Source organism: Bradyrhizobium xenonodulans (assembly GCF_027594865.1).
GTDB classification, from domain to species: domain Bacteria; phylum Pseudomonadota; class Alphaproteobacteria; order Rhizobiales; family Xanthobacteraceae; genus Bradyrhizobium; species Bradyrhizobium xenonodulans.
Map to the genome: position 1 here is coordinate 5,084,409 of NZ_CP089391.1, position 16,735 is coordinate 5,101,143.

15 protein-coding genes and 2 tRNA genes are annotated in these 16,735 nt (G+C 65.0%); 7 read left to right on the forward strand and 10 right to left on the reverse strand.

Translation table 11 applies throughout. The annotated features are described in order from the left end of the window. Window positions 1-88 precede the first annotated feature (88 nt). Window positions 89-376 (reverse strand): usg protein, encoded by a 288-nt coding sequence (locus I3J27_RS24225; RefSeq protein ID WP_270160898.1) that lies wholly within the window; start codon window positions 374-376, stop codon window positions 89-91. 379 nt (window positions 377-755) lie between these two features. On the opposite strand from I3J27_RS24225, the gene I3J27_RS24230 reads away from it, so the two are divergent. Both I3J27_RS24230 and groL read left to right on the forward strand, forming a co-directional pair. Continuing rightward, window positions 756-1,070: a co-chaperone GroES gene (locus I3J27_RS24230; protein ID WP_008139213.1), complete on the forward strand. Its 315-nt coding sequence runs from the start codon at window positions 756-758 to the stop codon at window positions 1,068-1,070. A gap of 45 nt (window positions 1,071-1,115) precedes the next feature. Then, window positions 1,116-2,756, forward strand: a complete 1,641-nt coding sequence (gene groL / locus I3J27_RS24235; protein WP_270160899.1) for a chaperonin GroEL — start codon at window positions 1,116-1,118, stop codon at window positions 2,754-2,756. A 118-nt stretch (window positions 2,757-2,874) separates the two neighbouring features. On the opposite strand, the gene lepB is transcribed toward groL, so the two are convergent. From lepB to I3J27_RS24260, 5 genes are all read right to left on the reverse strand, one after another. Further along, the gene (gene lepB, locus I3J27_RS24240; RefSeq protein ID WP_270160900.1) at window positions 2,875-3,618 is read right to left on the reverse strand and encodes a signal peptidase I; all 744 of its coding nucleotides are present in this window, start codon (window positions 3,616-3,618) and stop codon (window positions 2,875-2,877) included. 155 nt (window positions 3,619-3,773) lie between these two features. Continuing rightward, window positions 3,774-4,937, reverse strand: a complete 1,164-nt coding sequence (locus I3J27_RS24245; protein ID WP_270160901.1) for a slipin family protein — start codon at window positions 4,935-4,937, stop codon at window positions 3,774-3,776. A gap of 332 nt (window positions 4,938-5,269) precedes the next feature. Beyond that, a tRNA-Met gene (locus I3J27_RS24250) sits at window positions 5,270-5,335 on the reverse strand. A 7-nt stretch (window positions 5,336-5,342) separates the two neighbouring features. Further along, window positions 5,343-5,412: transfer RNA gene (locus tag I3J27_RS24255), tRNA-OTHER, on the reverse strand. A gap of 189 nt (window positions 5,413-5,601) precedes the next feature. Next, complete coding sequence (locus tag I3J27_RS24260) at window positions 5,602-6,435, reverse strand: LysR family transcriptional regulator (protein ID WP_270160902.1); 834 nt, start codon at window positions 6,433-6,435, stop codon at window positions 5,602-5,604. A gap of 127 nt (window positions 6,436-6,562) precedes the next feature. On the opposite strand from I3J27_RS24260, the gene I3J27_RS24265 reads away from it, so the two are divergent. The 3 genes from I3J27_RS24265 (at window position 6,563) to I3J27_RS24275 (ending at window position 9,260) form a co-directional block, all read left to right on the forward strand. Continuing rightward, window positions 6,563-7,156: a cysteine hydrolase family protein gene (locus tag I3J27_RS24265; RefSeq protein WP_270160903.1), complete on the forward strand. Its 594-nt coding sequence runs from the start codon at window positions 6,563-6,565 to the stop codon at window positions 7,154-7,156. Window positions 7,157-7,168: 12 nt separating this feature from the next. Next, window positions 7,169-7,798 carry a glutathione S-transferase family protein gene (locus I3J27_RS24270; RefSeq protein WP_270160904.1) on the forward strand — a complete coding sequence of 210 codons (630 nt, stop codon included), beginning with the start codon at window positions 7,169-7,171 and terminating at the stop codon, window positions 7,796-7,798. Window positions 7,799-7,907: 109 nt separating this feature from the next. Further along, the gene (locus I3J27_RS24275; protein WP_270160905.1) at window positions 7,908-9,260 is read left to right on the forward strand and encodes a caspase family protein; all 1,353 of its coding nucleotides are present in this window, start codon (window positions 7,908-7,910) and stop codon (window positions 9,258-9,260) included. 32 nt (window positions 9,261-9,292) lie between these two features. Here the strand turns inward: I3J27_RS24275 and I3J27_RS24280 are convergent, their stop codons facing one another. After that, on the reverse strand, window positions 9,293-10,369 hold the full coding sequence (locus I3J27_RS24280) for a DUF2778 domain-containing protein (RefSeq protein WP_270160906.1): 1,077 nt from the start codon (window positions 10,367-10,369) through the stop codon (window positions 9,293-9,295). A 654-nt stretch (window positions 10,370-11,023) separates the two neighbouring features. On the opposite strand from I3J27_RS24280, the gene I3J27_RS24285 reads away from it, so the two are divergent. Together I3J27_RS24285 and I3J27_RS24290 are read left to right on the forward strand one after the other, a co-directional pair. Continuing rightward, the gene (locus I3J27_RS24285; RefSeq protein WP_270160907.1) at window positions 11,024-11,548 is read left to right on the forward strand and encodes a FecR domain-containing protein; all 525 of its coding nucleotides are present in this window, start codon (window positions 11,024-11,026) and stop codon (window positions 11,546-11,548) included. Between the two features lie 83 nt (window positions 11,549-11,631). Beyond that, window positions 11,632-13,521 carry a CHASE2 domain-containing protein gene (locus I3J27_RS24290; RefSeq protein ID WP_270160908.1) on the forward strand — a complete coding sequence of 630 codons (1,890 nt, stop codon included), beginning with the start codon at window positions 11,632-11,634 and terminating at the stop codon, window positions 13,519-13,521. Between the two features lie 6 nt (window positions 13,522-13,527). Here the strand turns inward: I3J27_RS24290 and I3J27_RS24295 are convergent, their stop codons facing one another. The 3 genes from I3J27_RS24295 to I3J27_RS24305 all read right to left on the reverse strand — a co-directional run bounded on the left by I3J27_RS24295 (window position 13,528) and on the right by I3J27_RS24305 (window position 16,624). Next, complete coding sequence (locus I3J27_RS24295) at window positions 13,528-15,030, reverse strand: glycosyltransferase family 39 protein (protein ID WP_270160909.1); 1,503 nt, start codon at window positions 15,028-15,030, stop codon at window positions 13,528-13,530. A 6-nt stretch (window positions 15,031-15,036) separates the two neighbouring features. Then, window positions 15,037-16,164: a glycosyltransferase family 2 protein gene (locus tag I3J27_RS24300; RefSeq protein ID WP_270160910.1), complete on the reverse strand. Its 1,128-nt coding sequence runs from the start codon at window positions 16,162-16,164 to the stop codon at window positions 15,037-15,039. Window positions 16,165-16,423: 259 nt separating this feature from the next. Continuing rightward, window positions 16,424-16,624 (reverse strand): hypothetical protein, encoded by a 201-nt coding sequence (locus I3J27_RS24305; protein WP_270160911.1) that lies wholly within the window; start codon window positions 16,622-16,624, stop codon window positions 16,424-16,426. Window positions 16,625-16,735: the final 111 nt, after the last annotated feature.

Here is a 16,735-nt window from a genome sequence, read left to right on the forward strand (position 1 = left end):
ACCATTCCAAATGCAATCGCATAGAGATGGTGGGCACGGCGCGCGAAGTGCGCGCGCCTTTGCCCACCCTACGAGAGCGGTGCTTTGGTCAATGCAGCCGGAACACGCCGTCCACGGCGCGCAGCTCGGCCGGCTTGATCAGCTTGGAATGCGCGACGGTCACCGCAAACAGCGGGCCGTCGAGCTTCTCCTGCCAGAAGGCCAGGAAGTCGGTCAGCGCCGGGAATTTCGGGAAGAGATCGTAGTTCTGCCAGACATAGGTCTGCAGCAGCGAGGGATGATCCGGCATCCGGTAGAGAATTTGCGCCGTCGTCAGCCCGTAACCCAGCACCTGTTTCCGGAAGTCGTCGGAAACCACCCCAACCCGCGAGACCATGCCAACCTCCTTTTCAGGAGCGCATATTCAGGGTGGCTTTCCGGTACGCTGCTTACGAGCCACCCGGCAACGATGCGCTCACATGAGAGAAATGTGACGCAAACTGACAACCCATCTCAAGCCCAAAAGTTTAACAAGCTGTTGAAATTCAATGCGTTAGCAGCAGATGGGGCTCCGTGCTAATACGGGCCGTCAAACCCGGTTAACGATGGTAAAGGAATTTGGCAGGCCGGCCTGCCGAGTGCTTATTTTTCTGCTAGAAGCCCTTGCTCCCGCAAAATTCCTGGCTTATCTCAGCTGTGCCCATGCTGGCACTCGCTGGCATGGACTGCTAACAATTCCGAAATCATCAACCCGAGCAATTGCTTAGGAGGACTGCATGAAATTCCGTCCGCTTCACGACCGCGTCGTGGTCAAGCGCATCGACGCAGAAGAGAAGACCGCTGGCGGCATCATCATTCCCGACACTGCCAAGGAAAAGCCCTCCCAGGGTGAAGTCGTCGCCGTCGGCCCGGGTGGCCGCGACGAGGCCGGCAAGCTGATCCCGATCGACCTGAAGGTCGGCGACCGCGTGCTGTTCGGCAAGTGGTCCGGCACCGAGGTCAAGATCGACAATGTCGATCTCCTGATCATGAAGGAAAGCGACATCATGGGCGTCCTCGACGTCCCCGCTTCCAAGAAGAAGGCGGCCTAAGCGCCCCTCTCTCCCTCCCGTCAAATTACCTAAGGAAAATTTCAGATGGCAGCCAAAGAAGTCAAATTCTCGGTTGAAGCGCGCGACAAGATGCTGCGCGGCGTCGACGTTCTCGCCAACGCGGTGAAGGTCACGCTCGGTCCGAAGGGCCGCAACGTCGTCCTCGACAAGTCGTTCGGCGCTCCCCGCATCACCAAGGACGGCGTCACCGTCGCCAAGGAGATCGAGCTCGAGGACAAGTTCGAGAACATGGGCGCCCAGATGGTGCGCGAAGTCGCCTCCAAGTCCGCTGACGCCGCCGGCGACGGCACCACCACCGCCACCGTGCTCGCTCAGGCGATCGTGAAGGAAGGCGCCAAGTCGGTTGCCGCCGGCATGAACCCGATGGACCTCAAGCGCGGTATCGACCTCGCGGTCGAAGCCGTCGTTGCGGACCTCCAGAAGAACTCCAAGAAGGTCACCTCGAACGACGAGATCGCCCAGGTCGGCACCATCTCGGCCAACGGCGACGCGGAGATCGGCAAGTTCCTCGCCGACGCCATGAAGAAGGTCGGCAACGAGGGCGTCATCACCGTCGAGGAAGCCAAGTCGCTCGAGACCGAGCTCGACGTCGTCGAGGGCATGCAGTTCGACCGCGGCTACATCTCGCCCTACTTCGTCACCAACGCCGACAAGATGCGCGTTGAGATGGACGACGCCTACATCCTCATCAACGAGAAGAAGCTCTCCTCGCTGAACGAGCTGCTCCCGCTGCTCGAGGCCGTGGTGCAGACCGGCAAGCCGCTGGTCATCGTCGCCGAGGACGTCGAAGGCGAGGCCCTCGCCACCCTGGTCGTGAACCGTCTGCGCGGCGGCCTGAAGGTCGCGGCCGTCAAGGCTCCGGGCTTCGGCGATCGCCGCAAGGCCATGCTGCAGGACATCGCGATCCTGACCGGCGGCCAGGCGATCTCGGAAGATCTCGGCATCAAGCTCGAGAACGTCACGCTCAACATGCTCGGTCGCGCCAAGAAGGTGATGATCGACAAGGAGAACACCACGATCGTCAACGGCGCCGGCAAGAAGGCCGACATCGAGGCGCGCGTGGCCCAGATCAAGGCGCAGATCGAGGAAACCACCTCGGACTATGACCGCGAGAAGCTCCAGGAGCGTCTGGCCAAGCTCGCCGGCGGCGTCGCGGTGATCCGCGTCGGCGGCGCGACCGAGGTCGAGGTGAAGGAGCGCAAGGATCGCGTTGATGACGCGATGCATGCGACCCGCGCAGCTGTCGAGGAAGGCATTGTCCCGGGCGGCGGCGTCGCCCTGCTCCGTGCCTCCGAGCAGCTCAAGGGCCTGCGCACCAAGAACGACGACCAGAAGACCGGCGTCGAGATCGTGCGCAAGGCGCTGTCGGCTCCCGCTCGCCAGATCGCGATCAACGCCGGTGAAGACGGCTCGGTGATCGTCGGCAAGATCCTGGAGAACAAGACCTACGCCTACGGCTTCGACAGCCAGACCGGCGACTATGCCGACCTCGTCAAGAAGGGCATCATCGACCCGACCAAGGTGGTCCGTACCGCGATCCAGAACGCAGCCTCGGTTGCAGCTCTGCTGATCACCACGGAAGCCATGGTCGCCGAGCTGCCCAAGAAGGGCGGCGCAGGTCCCGCGATGCCCCCGGGCGGCGGCATGGGCGGCATGGACTTCTGATCCAGCCACCTCGAGAACTACGAAACCCCGGCAGCGATGCCGGGGTTTTTGTTTCTCCCTTCGTCTTCCGGGGCGCGCGGAGCGCGAGCTCGCAATGACGGGATCGGACAGCTTCGCCTCACCACACCTTCCCCAGCCGCTCCATGTGCGGCTCGCCGTCTTCGTCGAGCGACCAGAAGATTCGCGTCACCTTGCCGACCAGATTGTCCATCGGGATGAATCCCATCGCCGACATCATGCGGCTATCGGAGGAATTGTCGCGGTTGTCGCCGAGCACGAAGAAATGGCCAGGAGGCACCGTGAAGACGCCGGTGTTGTCCAGAAAACTGTTGTCGACGCAATCGTAGGTCTCGTAGGACACGCCGCTCGGCAGCGTCTCGCGCCAGCTCCTGACCTTGAGGTCGCCTCCACAGGCGGTGCCGGCGAGCGTCTCTTTCAAGGCGACGCGCGTCACCGCACGGTCGTTGAGGAAGAGCTGGCCCTGCCGCATCTGGATGCGGTCGCCGGGCAACCCGATCACGCGCTTGACGTAGTCGACCGAATTGTCCTTCGGCGTCCGGAACACGACGATGTCGCCCCGCTCGGGCTCGGCGGCCAAGACGCGGCCCGAGATCCAGGACGGCGCGAAGGGGAAGGAATAGCGGCCATAGCCATAGGCATATTTCGCGGCGAAGACGTAGTCGCCGACCATCAGCGTCGGTGCCATCGAACCCGAGGGGATGTTGAACGGCTGGTACAGGAAGAAGCGAAACAGGAACGGCGGCGACCATAGCACCGGGATCAAGAGGATCAGGACGACGATCGCCTTCCATTCCCGGGGGCGCGCCGTCGACGGCCGGATGGTTTGCGAAAGAGTGGTCATGCACCTGCCCTGATCAAGTCTCGTCGCGAGATTACGCAACCTTCGCGCGCGTGCAATCCCCGCTCAGTGATCTTGGTCGCACCGTCACGCTCATGCGTTCATGCCAAGCAAGCACAACGGAGATGTGAAGGGCCGCCCGTGGGCGGCCCTTCTGTTCACGTGCTCTCGGGCGCCTTCAGGCGCACGAGCCGGGTCAGGAGGGCATCGAGGCCCTCGCCGTTGCCGGCATGGAGATCGATGCGGCCGACCTTCTCGACCAGCCGCTCCAGCGACTCCAGCTCCTTGAGCCGCAGCAGCAGGGGGTTCTCCTCCATCAGGCGGGCGGTGTTCAGGAGCGAACGCGTTGCCGCGGTCTCTTCCTGCCGGCGGATCAGGTTCGCCTTGGCGACCCGCTCCGCCTCCACCACCTTGTTCACCAGCTCCCGGATCTCGCCGGGCAGGATCACGTCCTTGACGCCGAGCTCGGTCACCTCCGCGCCGGACTCTGCGACGCGTGCCCGCACATAGTCGCGCAGCTCCGCATCCAGCGCCGCCTTCGCAGACAGCACCTCGTCCAGCGTCCGGCTCGCGACCGCCTCGCGGATCGCGAACTGCACCAGGCGGTACAGCCACGCATCCACGTCGGGCACGGTCGCAACCGTCCGCTCGGGATCGACCACCTTGCGGAACGCCGTCAGCGTCACCCGCAGCGCGATGCGATCCCTGGTCAGCATCTCCTGCGCGGTGATCTCGACTGCCTGGGGCCGCAGGTCGAGGCGCTTCACCTCGATCTTGCGGCCGACGGTCCAGAAGGCGTGCCGGCCGGGCGCGAGCCGCTCCACGAGCCGGCCCTCGACATAGAGCAGGCCCGCCTCGTGGTTCTCGACCACGGTCTCCGACGTCACGGCCGAGCGGTTGCGCTCGATCATGGTCAGGTGCCGCGCGTCGACCCTGACATCGCTGGACACATCGATGCGCTCGACTTCGATGCGGGTCGCGACCTTCCAGTACACGCGCACCTGCCAGGGCGTCATCAGATGCACGGGCCGGCCGTCGAGGCTGACGATGGCGATCTCGTCCGCCCTGGTCTCGACCGCCTCGAACAGCTCGGCTGCGAGATCAGGCCGCGCGGCCTTCAGCACCGCGTACCGATCCGCAGGGAATTCGGTCCCCACGACGTTGTACACGACGGCCGTCAACTCGTTGCGCAGATCGAACAGGCGATGCCGCCCAGGCGCGAGCACACGCTCGAGCTGGCCGTTTCGCGTGAGTAGCGCGCGCTCACCGTCCTTCACGGTGATCGTGGTCGTCAGCAAATGCCAGGTCTTGTTCGAAGTCATGGCAAGCCTCCTTCGTTTGCGCCCGGCCGGATGCCGGACAACAGGTTTCATTTGCAAAGGACGTGAGGACGCGGACGACGCTTCCCATGACATCGGCGGGCCGGGGCTTGAGCTTGCGCGATGACGGGCGCACGCGCGCGATCGCCCGACGCGTGTCGAGCGGTCATGCGGAGCCACCCGGCATCAGCGCAAGCGGTATCTACCCGCGGCGCAGAGCCGGTCTCACAGTGTCTAGGTTCGGACGGAAAGCCTTGCGGCAAAACGGCCGGACTGCGACTGAAGCGCGCGTCCGGTCCTCGTCAGAGGTGTCAGTTTTTCAGGCTGACCCGTAGCGCTGGAGCGGGATTCGAACCCGCGTCACGATGATTATGATTCACCTGCTCTACCACTGAGCTATCCTTTGGTTGGTACAAGAAACCGGAATCGAACCGATGCCTCCGGGTCACCCCGGCGCTCTCCATGAGCTACATCCTGCATCTTCATTCGGCGGAACACGAAACCGGAGACCGGCCCGCGCCAGTCGGGATCTCAGAGAGCCCGAACCCATGGCCTAGCGAAGGAGCGGGTCAATAGACGAAGCACGTTCGGGTTGCAAGAGGGTGGTTCGGGATTTTTCATCGCGCACCACGCACTGTGGCGCGATGATCACAATGCGATGTGAGCGTCAGTTGCGAGACGTTTCCTGAAAACATGCCCTCACCCAGTCGATCGTCACCCTCGTCGCGGGATCGCGCTTGAGGTGGTTCTGCACCAGCAGCCAGACGTCGCGGCGCTTCGGCAGCAGCGTCGCGCGCAGGCGGCGATCGCCGAGCAAGTCCGCGCAGACATGCTCCGGCAACACGCCGGCGGCCTGATGCATGCGGATCAGGTTACGAATGACGCGAACGTTGTCGGTGACGCAGCGCGTGCGGGCTTGCTTCGTGCGCAGGAATTGCATCTCGGGAATGGCACCGAGCTCGTCCGGATAGGCGCACAGCATCGGCTCGCCCTCGGTCGTCACAGGCTCGAAATAATAGAGCTTGACGTCGCCGAGCCTCGATATCGCGAAGTCGCCCTTGTCGGGCTTGCGCAGCCGGATGGCGAGATCGGCCTCCCAGCGCGAGAACTTCACGTTCTCGCTCGAGGTGAGGAATTGCAACGTCAGGCCGGGATTGGCCCGCAGGAAATCGCTCGCGCGCGGCGACAGCACCTCCTCGGCGATCGTGTTGGTGGAAGCGATGCGCAGGCGTCCCACCGGACCTGCCAGGCTCTCACCGACGCGACCGATCTCGGCGGCATGTGCGGCCATCGCCTCGATATGCGCCAGCACCGCCTCGCAACTCCGCGTCGGCTTGCGGACGCCGTCGGCTGCCTCGAACAGGCGCACACCGAGCGCGCGCTCGATGCGCGACAGCCTACGCCCGACCGTGGTCTCGTCGATGCGCAGCCGTCCGCTGGCGCCCGCGTAGGTGCCCTCGTCCCTGACGGCAGCGATGATGCGCAGATCGTCCCAGTTCATTGCACAAGGTTATACCGGGTGGGCGCGGCCTGCAATATCGCAGCTACCCGCTGCAATATTCCTGCATATCGGCAGGCATTTCCGGAGCTATGTTTGTCAGGCCTTTTGCCCGGAGATTTCCAAGTCCATGACGACCGCAAAGACCTTGCTGCAGCTTGCCGGTGCCGATCTCAACCCGCCACGTCTCGGCGACGCCGCGCTGGTGCTGATCGACATCCAGAACGAATATCTCGCAGGCCCTCTCGCCTTGCCCGACGCCCGGCCCGCGATCGCGCGGGCGGCCGCGCTGCTGGCGCGGGCACGCGAGAGCGGAGCCGCGATCATCCATATCGCCCATCGCGGCAAGCAAGGCAGCCTGTTCGATCGCGGCGCCGACCGCGGCGCCATCGTCGCCGAGCTAAGCCCCCGCGCCGGCGAGCTCGTGATCGAGAAGGAGCTGCCGAATGCGTTTGCCGGCACTGATTTGCAGACGCGCCTTGCCGCAACCGAGACGAAGAACATCGTGCTGGCCGGCTTCATGACGCATATGTGCGTCTCCTCCACCGCCCGTGCCGCACTCGACCTCGGCTTTCGCACGACGATCGACGCCGACGCCTGCGCCACGCGCGACCTGCCGGATGGCCGCGGCGGCACGCTGGACGCACGGACCATCCACGAGGTTGCACTCGCCGAGCTATCCGACCGCTTCGCGATCATCGCGCGCGGCGATGCGCTGAAATAACGGAGCAACGCGATGCTGCAACTCTATTTCTCGCCGATGGCCTGCTCGCTTGCGAGCCGCATCGCGCTGATGGAAGCCGGTATCGAAGCTCGCTATCATCAGGTGCATCTCTGGACCAAGCAGGTCGCGGACGACAGCAGCGATTTCCGCGACGTGTCGCCGAACGGCGCGGTGCCGGTCCTGGTGCTGGAGAACGGCGAACGACTGACCGAAAGCGCGGCGATATTGCAATACATCGCCGATGCGAAGCCGGAGGCAGGCCTTGCGCCGCGGTTCGGCGATCCCGACCGCTACCGTCTCCAGGAATGGCTGAGCTTCACCGGTGCCGAGATCCACAAGGCGTTCCTGTTCCCGACCTTCTGGTACAAGGATGACGGCTCGCTCGCCAAGCCGCGCGCAAGGATCGCACAGACGTTGTCGGTGCCATCGGCGCATCTTGCGGACCGTGAATTCCTCGTCGGTGACCGCTTCACCGTCACCGATGCGCACCTCACCTGGGCCTTGTTGCTGCTCCGTCCGGCGGGCGTCGACATCAGGCAATGGCCGTCATTGTCGGCCTATCTCGAGCGCATGCAGGCGCGCCCCGCAGTGCGGGAGGCGATTGCGACCGAGATGGCGCTGCGCAAAACCCTGGCGGCGTGACAGGATGCCACGGCCGCCAAATCTGACGGTTCCACGGCAAGGGCATTGATGCCGGCGCGGCATGCGCTAATCTCCGGGGATATTTTTCGATTTTCCCCGGACGGTTTTCATGCGCGCTCTTTCCAGATTTTATGTGCCCGGAATCTGCCTGCCTCTCCTCGCCTGCTGGCTTGGCCTTGGTCCCGCATCGGCGGACACGCGCGTCGCGCTGGTGATCGGCAACGGCGCCTATGTCTCGACGGCGCAGCTTCCCAACCCGTCGCACGATGCCGAGGACGTCGCGGCCTCGCTCAGGCGCAGCGGCTTCGAGGTGATCCAGGGCATCGATCTGCGTCAGGCCGACATGCAGGACCTGACCATCCGCTTCGCCCGCGCCGCAAGCAAGGCCGATGTCGCCATGTTCTATTACAGCGGCCATGCGATGCAGTACAACGGCGTCAACTATCTGATGCCTGTCGATGCCGCGCTCGCCGATGAAGCCGACCTGAAACGCTTCGTGCGGGTCGACGACATCGTGAACGACCTGCAGCAGGCCAAGAATTTGCGCATCCTCGTGCTCGATTCCTGCCGCGACAATCCGCTGGCGGACATGCTCAAGCGCTCCGCGACGCGCGCCGCCTCGGTCGGGCGCGGCTTGTCGAAGGTCGAGGCGCCGCGCGGCACGATCGTGTCGTTCTCGACGCAATCAGGGCAGACCGCGGCCGACGGCACCGGCCGCAACAGCCCCTATACGACCGCGTTCCTGAAGCACATCGAGGAGCCGCAGGAAATCGGCGACGTCTTTCGCGACATCAGCAGCGACGTCTATGATTCCAGCGGCAAGTCCCAGCTGCCGGAGCTTTCACTGTCGATCATCGGCAAGTTTTATCTGAACGGTCCGGTGTCGGTCACGGTCGCCCCCGCAGCGCCGCAAGCCGCGCCCCGGGCCGACCCCTGCGCAGCCGCGGAAGCGCACTGGAAGGCCGCCGACGGCATCGGCACGCTGGCTGCTTTCGAGGATCATCTCGCGCGATTTCCAAATTGCATCTTCGCCACGCTCGCCAAGGCACGCGTTGAAGGCCTGAAGCAGAAGGTGGCGCTGGCGCCAGCCAACAATGCCAAAGCCGGCGGCAGCAAGGATTTTGACGGCAACTGGGACGTGACCTTGAACTGCCAGGCCACCGGCAAGGCGCAGGGCTTTACCCGGCCCCTGGTCGCCACCGTGACCAACGGCGTGTTTCACGCCGAGGCGCAGGGCCCGGGCAACAACCTCAACCGGCTGGAGATCGATGGTCAGATCCCGGCGGACGGCAAGACCACGCTGAGCGCACGCGGCACGACGGGCGCAAGCGCCTACACGCTCAACAACCTTGCCCCCGGCTCGCCTTACGCCTTTACGGTCGATGCGCAGTTCGATCGCACCCGCGGCAGCGGCAAGCGCAACGAGGCCCGTGCCTGCAATCTGGTTTTCGTCAAACGCTGATCGTGCAGAAAGCGGCCGAGGCGCGCTGCGCCTCACTCCACCCGCGCCAGTACCGCGAGCTTGCGGATGCCCTTGTTGCGGTAGGCGTCTAGGAACGCGTAATAGTCCTTGAACGACACGCAGCCGTTGGAATCGCCGTTCGGCCCGAGCATGAAGGTATGCGCGAGCAGGCCGTCGCGGCCGTAGATCGCGCTCTCGCCGCCGACCGGGGTCAGGCGCAGCGCCGGCACGCCGTGGAACAGCGCCTCGCGCGGCTTCAGCGTGTAGATGTGCGGCGGCGTCACGCCGCGCATGCGGGTGCGTTGCGAGCGCGGATCGTCGAGATTGGAGCCGAGGCCGGAATGCGCCTCGAGCCTGGTGCCGTCGGGCAGGTAAACCGTCTTGGCGGTGATGTCGTAGACCGCGGTGTCGCGCTCATAGGGCGGCGCGCCACCGAGCATCGGGTTCTGCTCCTTCGGCGCGATCACACTGGCATCGGCGGAGGCGTAAGCGAGCAGCCCGCCGGACGGCTCACGCTTGCCCCAGAGCTTTTCCACCATCGACTGGCGCGGGCCGGTGATCGACATCACCGCGGCCTTGGCGCGATCGGCAAACGATTTTGGCTTCGCCTCAGGCGCCGGCACGATCTCGGCCGGATCGGCCGAGGCCAGCTGCACCTGAGCATCGGCGCCGCGCTTGCCCTTGGCTGCGTCGGCGATCTTCTCGGAGACCTTGGCCGCGGCCGGCTTCAGCACTTCCGCAACCTTCGCGATCACGGTCGGCTTCGGCGCGTCCTTGGCGACAGCAACCTGAGTTGCGGGCGCGGCGCTCGCCGCATTCGAGGCAACGCCCTGCGTTGCAGCCGCGGCAAAGCGCTCGTTGAACATCTCGCGCGAGATGGGCGCTGCGACCTGGAGCCGGTCCGGCAGCAGTGCAAAGGTTTCCTTGATGGCCTCACCGGCCTCGCGCAGCGCCACCTTGGGCGCGCGCTTGATCACGGGCTCGTCGTAGCCAATGCTGCCGACGGTCGGATAGACGCTCGCGCCGAGGACGTTGGTGTAAACGGTCCAGCCGGCGCCCATCACGGCGCAGCCGATTGCCGCGGCGCCAAGCCAATTGGTCGTGGTCATTTTCCGGGAAGATTTCCGCGAATTGTGCTTCGAGAAATTTTTGGACTTCCGTGCCGCGTTACTCTGCGCAGCGATACTCGTACTCATTCGCCTTGCGTCCAGGACGGTGTCACTCAGTCCCCCTTGAAGTGCCGCTGGTCACGATCCGGGAACAGCATCTCGCAGGAGGTCGGAGCGTCATTAAGGCGACTTTTAGTTAAATGCGGATTAAGTTCGGGCAGTTCCGAGGCAACTCGCCAAGGCTGTGCCATTTCGAGAAAAAAGCCCGCAGAACTACGGACTTAGACGCATCTGTTAACTATAATTCTCGGCCGGTTCAGCACGGTCGGCGGACTTCTCCGGCCGCATCTCTAAACGCACCAACCAAGTCCTTTTCGTGGTCTTCAATACCCGGAAGATAGCGGGGAAGCGTTGCGTGAGGCTGGTGCGGCCGGGCATCCCTCGCCGCTCGCGAGCAGCTCACACACATCACGCACCCGGCACGGAGCGCTCACGCGGCACGGCGCCCTGACTGAAAGTTGATCGCACCGGACTGGAAATGGCCGTGCCGAGAAAATAGCTGCGAGAGCGGCACTTTTCAGCAGCCTCTGCGTGTGATACGGTACCGTATCAACACCGCCTTGAACTGTGCCGAGCACGCATACGGAGGCTGGCATGAGAGGGTTCGCGCGCGCAGGGTTTATTGCCCTGGCAGGATCGTTTCTGTTGATTGGATCTGCAGCTGCACAGCCTGCCGCCAATGCGGGCTGCACGGCAGCGCCGTCCGCCGCAGGCACGCAGGTGTGGCGCTGCGACAACGGCATCACGATCGTTGCCGAAAGCGGCGCCCGATTTGAACTTAAGGACGCCAACCGCGACGGACATATAGACTCCGTGGAGTTGAGCAGCAAAGCGCTGCTGGTCGAGGTGCCCAAGAGGCCCGGCGGCAATCCCTTCAAGGTGCTGACGCCGCAAGCGATCGCCGCCGTGCGCGGCACCAAATGGGCCGTCGATGTTGCCGAGGCAAAAACCTCCGTGTTCGTCGCCGACGGCCGTGTCGGCGTGACCCGCAGGGCTCGCGGACGCGGTGTCGTGCTAGGCCCCGGCGAAGGCGTCGATGTCGAGGCCGCCGGTCCGCTGACCGTCAAGACCTGGGGCCAGCCGCGCGTTGACGCGCTGATGGCAAGGCTCGGACAATAAACAATGGGCTTGGCCAATAAGGCTGGGCCACCAAGGCCCGGACAACAAGATTTGGAAGATCGAGAAGATTGCAAAACGACCGCATGAGTAGCCGACGCGTTCAGATCCTGGTGGCGCTCGTCCTCACCGCGCTGTGGGGCGCCGGCATCTATGCCGGCCACGCCAACGGTCATCTGCGCTTTCTCGATCGGCTCGAGGCAACGCTGACGGACTGGCGGACGCAGGTCCGCGGCGTGCAGCATCCCCCCGATCTCGTCACCATCGTCGCGATCGACGATACCGTCATCAAGCGTGGCGGCAGCTATCCGCTGCCGCGCGCCGATCTCGCCCGCGTGGTCGACACCATCGTGCAGTTCAAGCCAAAGGTGGTCGCGATCGACCTGCTGTTGGTCGATCGCAGCGCCGCGATCGGCGACGCAACGCTCGCCAACACGCTCGCCACCGGCCCGATGGTGCTCGCCGCCGCGGCGATCTTTCCGTCCGCCAGCGAGACCGTGAAGCCGAGCAGCCAGGGCCCCCTCGCCGTCCTGCCGCAGGCCGAGCGCTTCCTGCTGCCGTTGCCGGCGTTCGCCGACCACGCCGAGGTCGGCGTCGTCAACGTCGCTACGGGGCAATCAGGCTCGCCGCTGTCGGTGCCGATGCTGTTCCGCACGCGCGACAAGGTCGAGCTGTCGTTCCCCTTGCGCGTCGCAACGCGCGCGCTCGACAAGCCGCTGACGATCGCGCCGGATCATCTGATGCTGGGCGAGCGCGCGGTGCCGACCGACACCGACTTCGCGCTGCCGATCACCTATTACGGCCCGCGCAGGACCATCCGCACCGTCAGCGCGCAGAGCATCTTCGACGGCACGCTCAATCGCGCGGCGATCGAGAACCGGATCGTCGTGATCGGCGCCTCGGTCGCGGGCGGCGGCGACTTCTATCCGACGCCATTCGATTCCCTGATGCCCGGCGTCGAGGTGGTCTCGACCGCGATCACCCATCTCGTCGCAGGCGACGGCATCGTGCGCGACCGCAAGGTCCACATCGCCGACGCGCTCACCGCAATCCTGTTGCCGCTGCTGCTGGTGGGCCTGCTCGCGTGGCGACGCAGCGCGCCCGGCATCATAGCGGCCGCCGCGGTGATGATGGCTTGGGCCGGGCTCAATTTGTTCGCGTTCACGCATGGCGTCTGGCTGAATGCGGCGACCACGCTCGCGGCCGCTGTGCCTCCCGTCGTGGTCTTTGCCGGCGTGCAATTGTGGGCAGGAGGCCGCCGCACGCAATATCTCGCCGCCAAGAGCCGCTCCCTCGCGCAATTCCAGGCGCCCGCCGTGCAGGAATGGCTGGCGCGCGATCCGAATTTCCTGTCCAAGCCGGTCCGGCAGGACGGTGCCGCCGTGTTCATCGACCTCTCCGGCTTCACGGCGCTCAGCGAGAAGATCGATCCGGACAAGCTCCAGGACATCCTCGAGGCGTTCCATGTGCTGATCGACAAGACCGCGGTCGATTGCGGCGGCATGATCACCAGCTTTCTCGGCGATGGCGCGATGATCCTGTTCGGCCTGCCGGGCGCAATGCCCGATGACGCAGCGCGCGCGCTGAAATGTTCGATCGAGCTGCACCGCGGTGCCGAGCGCTGGATCGCGTCACTGCCACCCGAGATCGGCAGCCGGCTTGGTTTCAAGATCGGCGCGCATTTCGGTCCGATCGTCGCCTCCCGCCTCGGCGAGAGCCACCAGCACATCACGGCCAACGGCGACACCGTCAACGTCGCGAGCCGGCTGATGGAGGTCGCCGCCCAGAACAATGCGCGGCTCGCGCTGACCGATACGTTGCTGGATGCGGCAGACTTCCAAGACGCTCCCGACGGCGTGCTGAAGGGCCCCCTGCTCACGCAGGTCCGCGGTCGCGCCGGCATCGTGACGGTCTGGTTCTGGCGGGATCAGAACGGACCGAGCCAGGCTACCGCCAGGGCCGAGATGATCGACTGAGGCCCGCTACCGCGCTTCCGGCGGCGGCGAGTGGTCGAGCACATCGCCCTTGGCGCCTTCGAGCAGATCGATGCCGTAGGTCTCGACCACGAGCGGGCCGCGCTTGCGCTGCAATTGGACGATTTCCGTCACCTGGGCAAAGAGGTCCTTGAGGGCGGGATGGCCGTCCGGGCGCAGCTCGTCGACATAGATCAGCTTGCCGGCAAGCAACTTCGGATCAGGTTCGGGCATGTTGACCCAGCGGATGCGCTGGTTCTGCTGCGCCACGCAGGTGCCGCGCGGCAGGTAGAACGCGAGCCAGCCGGTGGTGCCGTAGTCCGGCGCCAGCACGCAGGTCGCGCCATTGCGCGCGCGCACGGCATCGATCTCGGCGGCGAGCTCGGACCAGCCGACGCCAACGCTGCGCACGGTCGCATCGCGGCGATAGCCCGACAGCCAGCCGGTATTGGCCTGCACGATCAGCGCGGCAAACATCACGATGCCCGTTGGTGCGGCCCAGCGCAGGCAGAAATCGACCAGGCGGCGCGCGCGCGGCTTCCATTGTGCCAGATTGGCGGCGGCCGCGGCGGCGACGACGAAGGGCGGATAGACCGGCGCGAACCAGTTGGCCTCGACGCGGGCATGCAGCGAATGCCAGACGAAATAGGCGACGATGGTCCAGAACATCGTCTCGATCAGCGCGCGCGAGGCCAGCGCGCCAGCCCTGTGCCAAGTCAGCGCGTGCAGACCCATCGCACCGAGGATGAAGACCAGCGGGGTCGCGAACGCGATCTGGGTCGGGATCAGCTCGGCGATGAAGACCGGACGGAAGTCTTCGATCTTCGCGCGCCCGAGCTGCTTTGCGAACGAGACCCATTGATGATCTGCGTTCCAGAGAATCACCGGCGAGAACAGCGCGAGCGCAACGAGGCCGCCGAGATACGGCCAGGGCGAGAGGAACCAGGACCTGAGCTTTGGCACGGAAGCGAGCCAGATCAGGATCGCAGCGCCAAAGAACATCGCCGTGTATTTCGACAGCAGCGCCGCGCCGACCGCCGCGCCGACGGCGAGCCACCAGACACCGCGGCCGGTCTCCAGCACTTTTGCGAGGAAGAGCAGCACGAAGCTGGAGGCGACCAGCAGCGGTGCATCCGGCGTGACGATCAGCGTGCCGACGGAGGCCATCATCGTCACGTTGAGCAGGATGGCGCTGGTTGCGGCGAGCCGTGCGCCGCCGAACAGGATCGCGGCGGAGCGATAGACCGCATAGCTCATCGGCAGCGCGAGCAGGATCGAGACGAGGCGAACGCCGAGCTCGGTGTCGCCGGCGATCATGGTCCCGGCGCGGATCACATAGGCGACCATCGGCGGGTGGTCGTAATAGCCCCCGGCGAGGTTCTTCGACCACATCCAGTAATAGGCTTCGTCGAAAGTGATCGGCGTGAACGCGGCCGCGACGAGGCGCAGAGCCACCAGCGCAAGAATCACCAGCGCCGTATTGCGGACGATCCGCGCGTCAGCTCCGCCCATCTCGCGCTATTTCTTACGCCAGACGAACAGTCCGGACATCGCATAGTTCCACACCACGCCCATCAGCGCGCCGGCCATGCCGGCCAGCCACCAGATCGGCTCCTGGTCGTAGACCGAGAAGGCGACGCCGACATTGGCGAGCAGGCCGACGCTGCACACGATGTAGAAGGCGATCAGGCCGCGCAGCAGCGCAAAGCCCTTCAGCCGCTGGTCGCGATAGGTGAGGAAGTTGTTGAGGACGAAGTTGCTGGTCATGGCGACGATGGCGCCGGCGGCCTGCGCCTCCGCGAACGGCGCCTTGAACAGCTGAAGAGCGACGAACAGCGTCGTCAGATGCACCACGAGGCCGATGCCGCCGACCATCGCGAACAGGATGAAGCGCAGTGAGACGGCATCGTTGGTGAACTTCGCCAGCACCAGGCCGAGAAAGTCCAGTGCGACCATGGAATCGAGCTTGCTCTCGCCATGCTGGCGCTCGCCGAACGTGTAGGGAATTTCCACGGCTCGCAAGGCGCCGTTCGCGCTGGCGACGACGTCGAGCAGAATCTTGAAGCCGTGCACCGACAGTTTTGGCGCAAGCTGCTCGAAACGATCCCGGCGGATCATGAAGAAGCCGCTCATGGGATCGGCGATCTCGACTCGCAACGCCTTCCTGGCGAGCTCGGTCGCCAGCGCGCTGGCGCCGGCACGCTGCTTGTTGAAGCCTTCGCTCTTGTAGCCCTCGATGTAGCGGCTGCCGACCACGAGCTCGGCCTCGTCGCTTGCGAGCAGCAACAGCATCTTCGGCAGTTGCGTCTCGTCGTGCTGGAGGTCGGCGTCGATCACGGCCACATAGGGCGCGCTCGAGGCCAGGATGCCCTCGATGCAGGCGCCGGACAGGCCGCGGCGGCCGATGCGGCGCACACAGCGCACGCGGCTGTCTTGCTGCGCCAGTGCGCGCACGACGTCCCAGGTGCCGTCGGGCGAATTGTCGTCGACGAACACGACTTCCCAGGCGACGTTGACGAGCGTCGCCTCCAGCCGCCGGTACAGCACCGTGACGTTGTCGCGCTCGTTGAAGGTCGGGACGATGACCGACAGTTCCGGCCCCTCATGAGCCTGGTTGCCGACGCCCGGTCTGATCGCTTCATTCATGACGGCAGCGTATATCCGCCGCGTCCTGCGCTGCCAAGTTCTTGAACCAAGAGCCGGGGGTTTCTCTGGGAGACGGCCCAAAAGGGCCCTAAAATGCCAACGACCCCGGAACGGCGGACCAGCGCGTACATCCGGCGCAGGCCCAAGCTATTCCAAGGTCGTTCCAGCGCCGGAGTTTTCGCTCAACGTCGCCGTTAGGGGCTAGATGGGGATGGCGAAACCGCTTTGCAAGAGGGCCAAAAGACCCTTTTTTCAGACTCTAGTTCGGGACTTCCTTGATGATCGGTCCACGCGGCGCGGGGGCGGCCGGGGCTGCGGGAGCCGCAGCAGGGGCCTGCTCGACCTTCGCCGGCTTGGGCGGCTTGCCGTATTGTCCGATCGGCCCGAACACGACGGCGACCGCCAGCACGATCGCCGCGACGATCGCGCCCAGAATGCCACCCACCGACTCAGACGACATGGAAACCCGTCCCCGTTCCAGATGCGTCCAGTGATACCATGGATGCGCGCGGCGCCGAAAGGGCTGCCGGAGGGGGCGAATAGCGAATGGCGAGCAGCGAATGAGGCAAAC

What these genes read in the sequence shown, in the direction of transcription:
- I3J27_RS24245 (WP_270160901.1), bottom strand. Translation starts at nt 4,937, where the DNA reads ATGACTTCGAACAAGACCTGGCATTTGCTGACGACCACGATCACCGTG.
- I3J27_RS24225 (WP_270160898.1), bottom strand. Translation starts at nt 376, where the DNA reads ATGGTCTCGCGGGTTGGGGTGGTTTCCGACGACTTCCGGAAACAGGTG.
- I3J27_RS24230 (WP_008139213.1), top strand. Translation starts at nt 756, where the DNA reads ATGAAATTCCGTCCGCTTCACGACCGCGTCGTGGTCAAGCGCATCGAC.
- I3J27_RS24265 (WP_270160903.1), top strand. Translation starts at nt 6,563, where the DNA reads ATGACGACCGCAAAGACCTTGCTGCAGCTTGCCGGTGCCGATCTCAAC.
- lepB (WP_270160900.1), bottom strand. Translation starts at nt 3,618, where the DNA reads ATGACCACTCTTTCGCAAACCATCCGGCCGTCGACGGCGCGCCCCCGG.
- I3J27_RS24290 (WP_270160908.1), top strand. Translation starts at nt 11,632, where the DNA reads ATGAGTAGCCGACGCGTTCAGATCCTGGTGGCGCTCGTCCTCACCGCG.
- I3J27_RS24280 (WP_270160906.1), bottom strand. Translation starts at nt 10,369, where the DNA reads ATGACCACGACCAATTGGCTTGGCGCCGCGGCAATCGGCTGCGCCGTG.
- I3J27_RS24285 (WP_270160907.1), top strand. Translation starts at nt 11,024, where the DNA reads ATGAGAGGGTTCGCGCGCGCAGGGTTTATTGCCCTGGCAGGATCGTTT.
- I3J27_RS24270 (WP_270160904.1), top strand. Translation starts at nt 7,169, where the DNA reads ATGCTGCAACTCTATTTCTCGCCGATGGCCTGCTCGCTTGCGAGCCGC.
- I3J27_RS24300 (WP_270160910.1), bottom strand. Translation starts at nt 16,164, where the DNA reads ATGAATGAAGCGATCAGACCGGGCGTCGGCAACCAGGCTCATGAGGGG.
- I3J27_RS24260 (WP_270160902.1), bottom strand. Translation starts at nt 6,435, where the DNA reads ATGAACTGGGACGATCTGCGCATCATCGCTGCCGTCAGGGACGAGGGC.
- I3J27_RS24275 (WP_270160905.1), top strand. Translation starts at nt 7,908, where the DNA reads ATGCGCGCTCTTTCCAGATTTTATGTGCCCGGAATCTGCCTGCCTCTC.
- groL (WP_270160899.1), top strand. Translation starts at nt 1,116, where the DNA reads ATGGCAGCCAAAGAAGTCAAATTCTCGGTTGAAGCGCGCGACAAGATG.
- I3J27_RS24305 (WP_270160911.1), bottom strand. Translation starts at nt 16,624, where the DNA reads ATGTCGTCTGAGTCGGTGGGTGGCATTCTGGGCGCGATCGTCGCGGCG.
- I3J27_RS24295 (WP_270160909.1), bottom strand. Translation starts at nt 15,030, where the DNA reads ATGGGCGGAGCTGACGCGCGGATCGTCCGCAATACGGCGCTGGTGATT.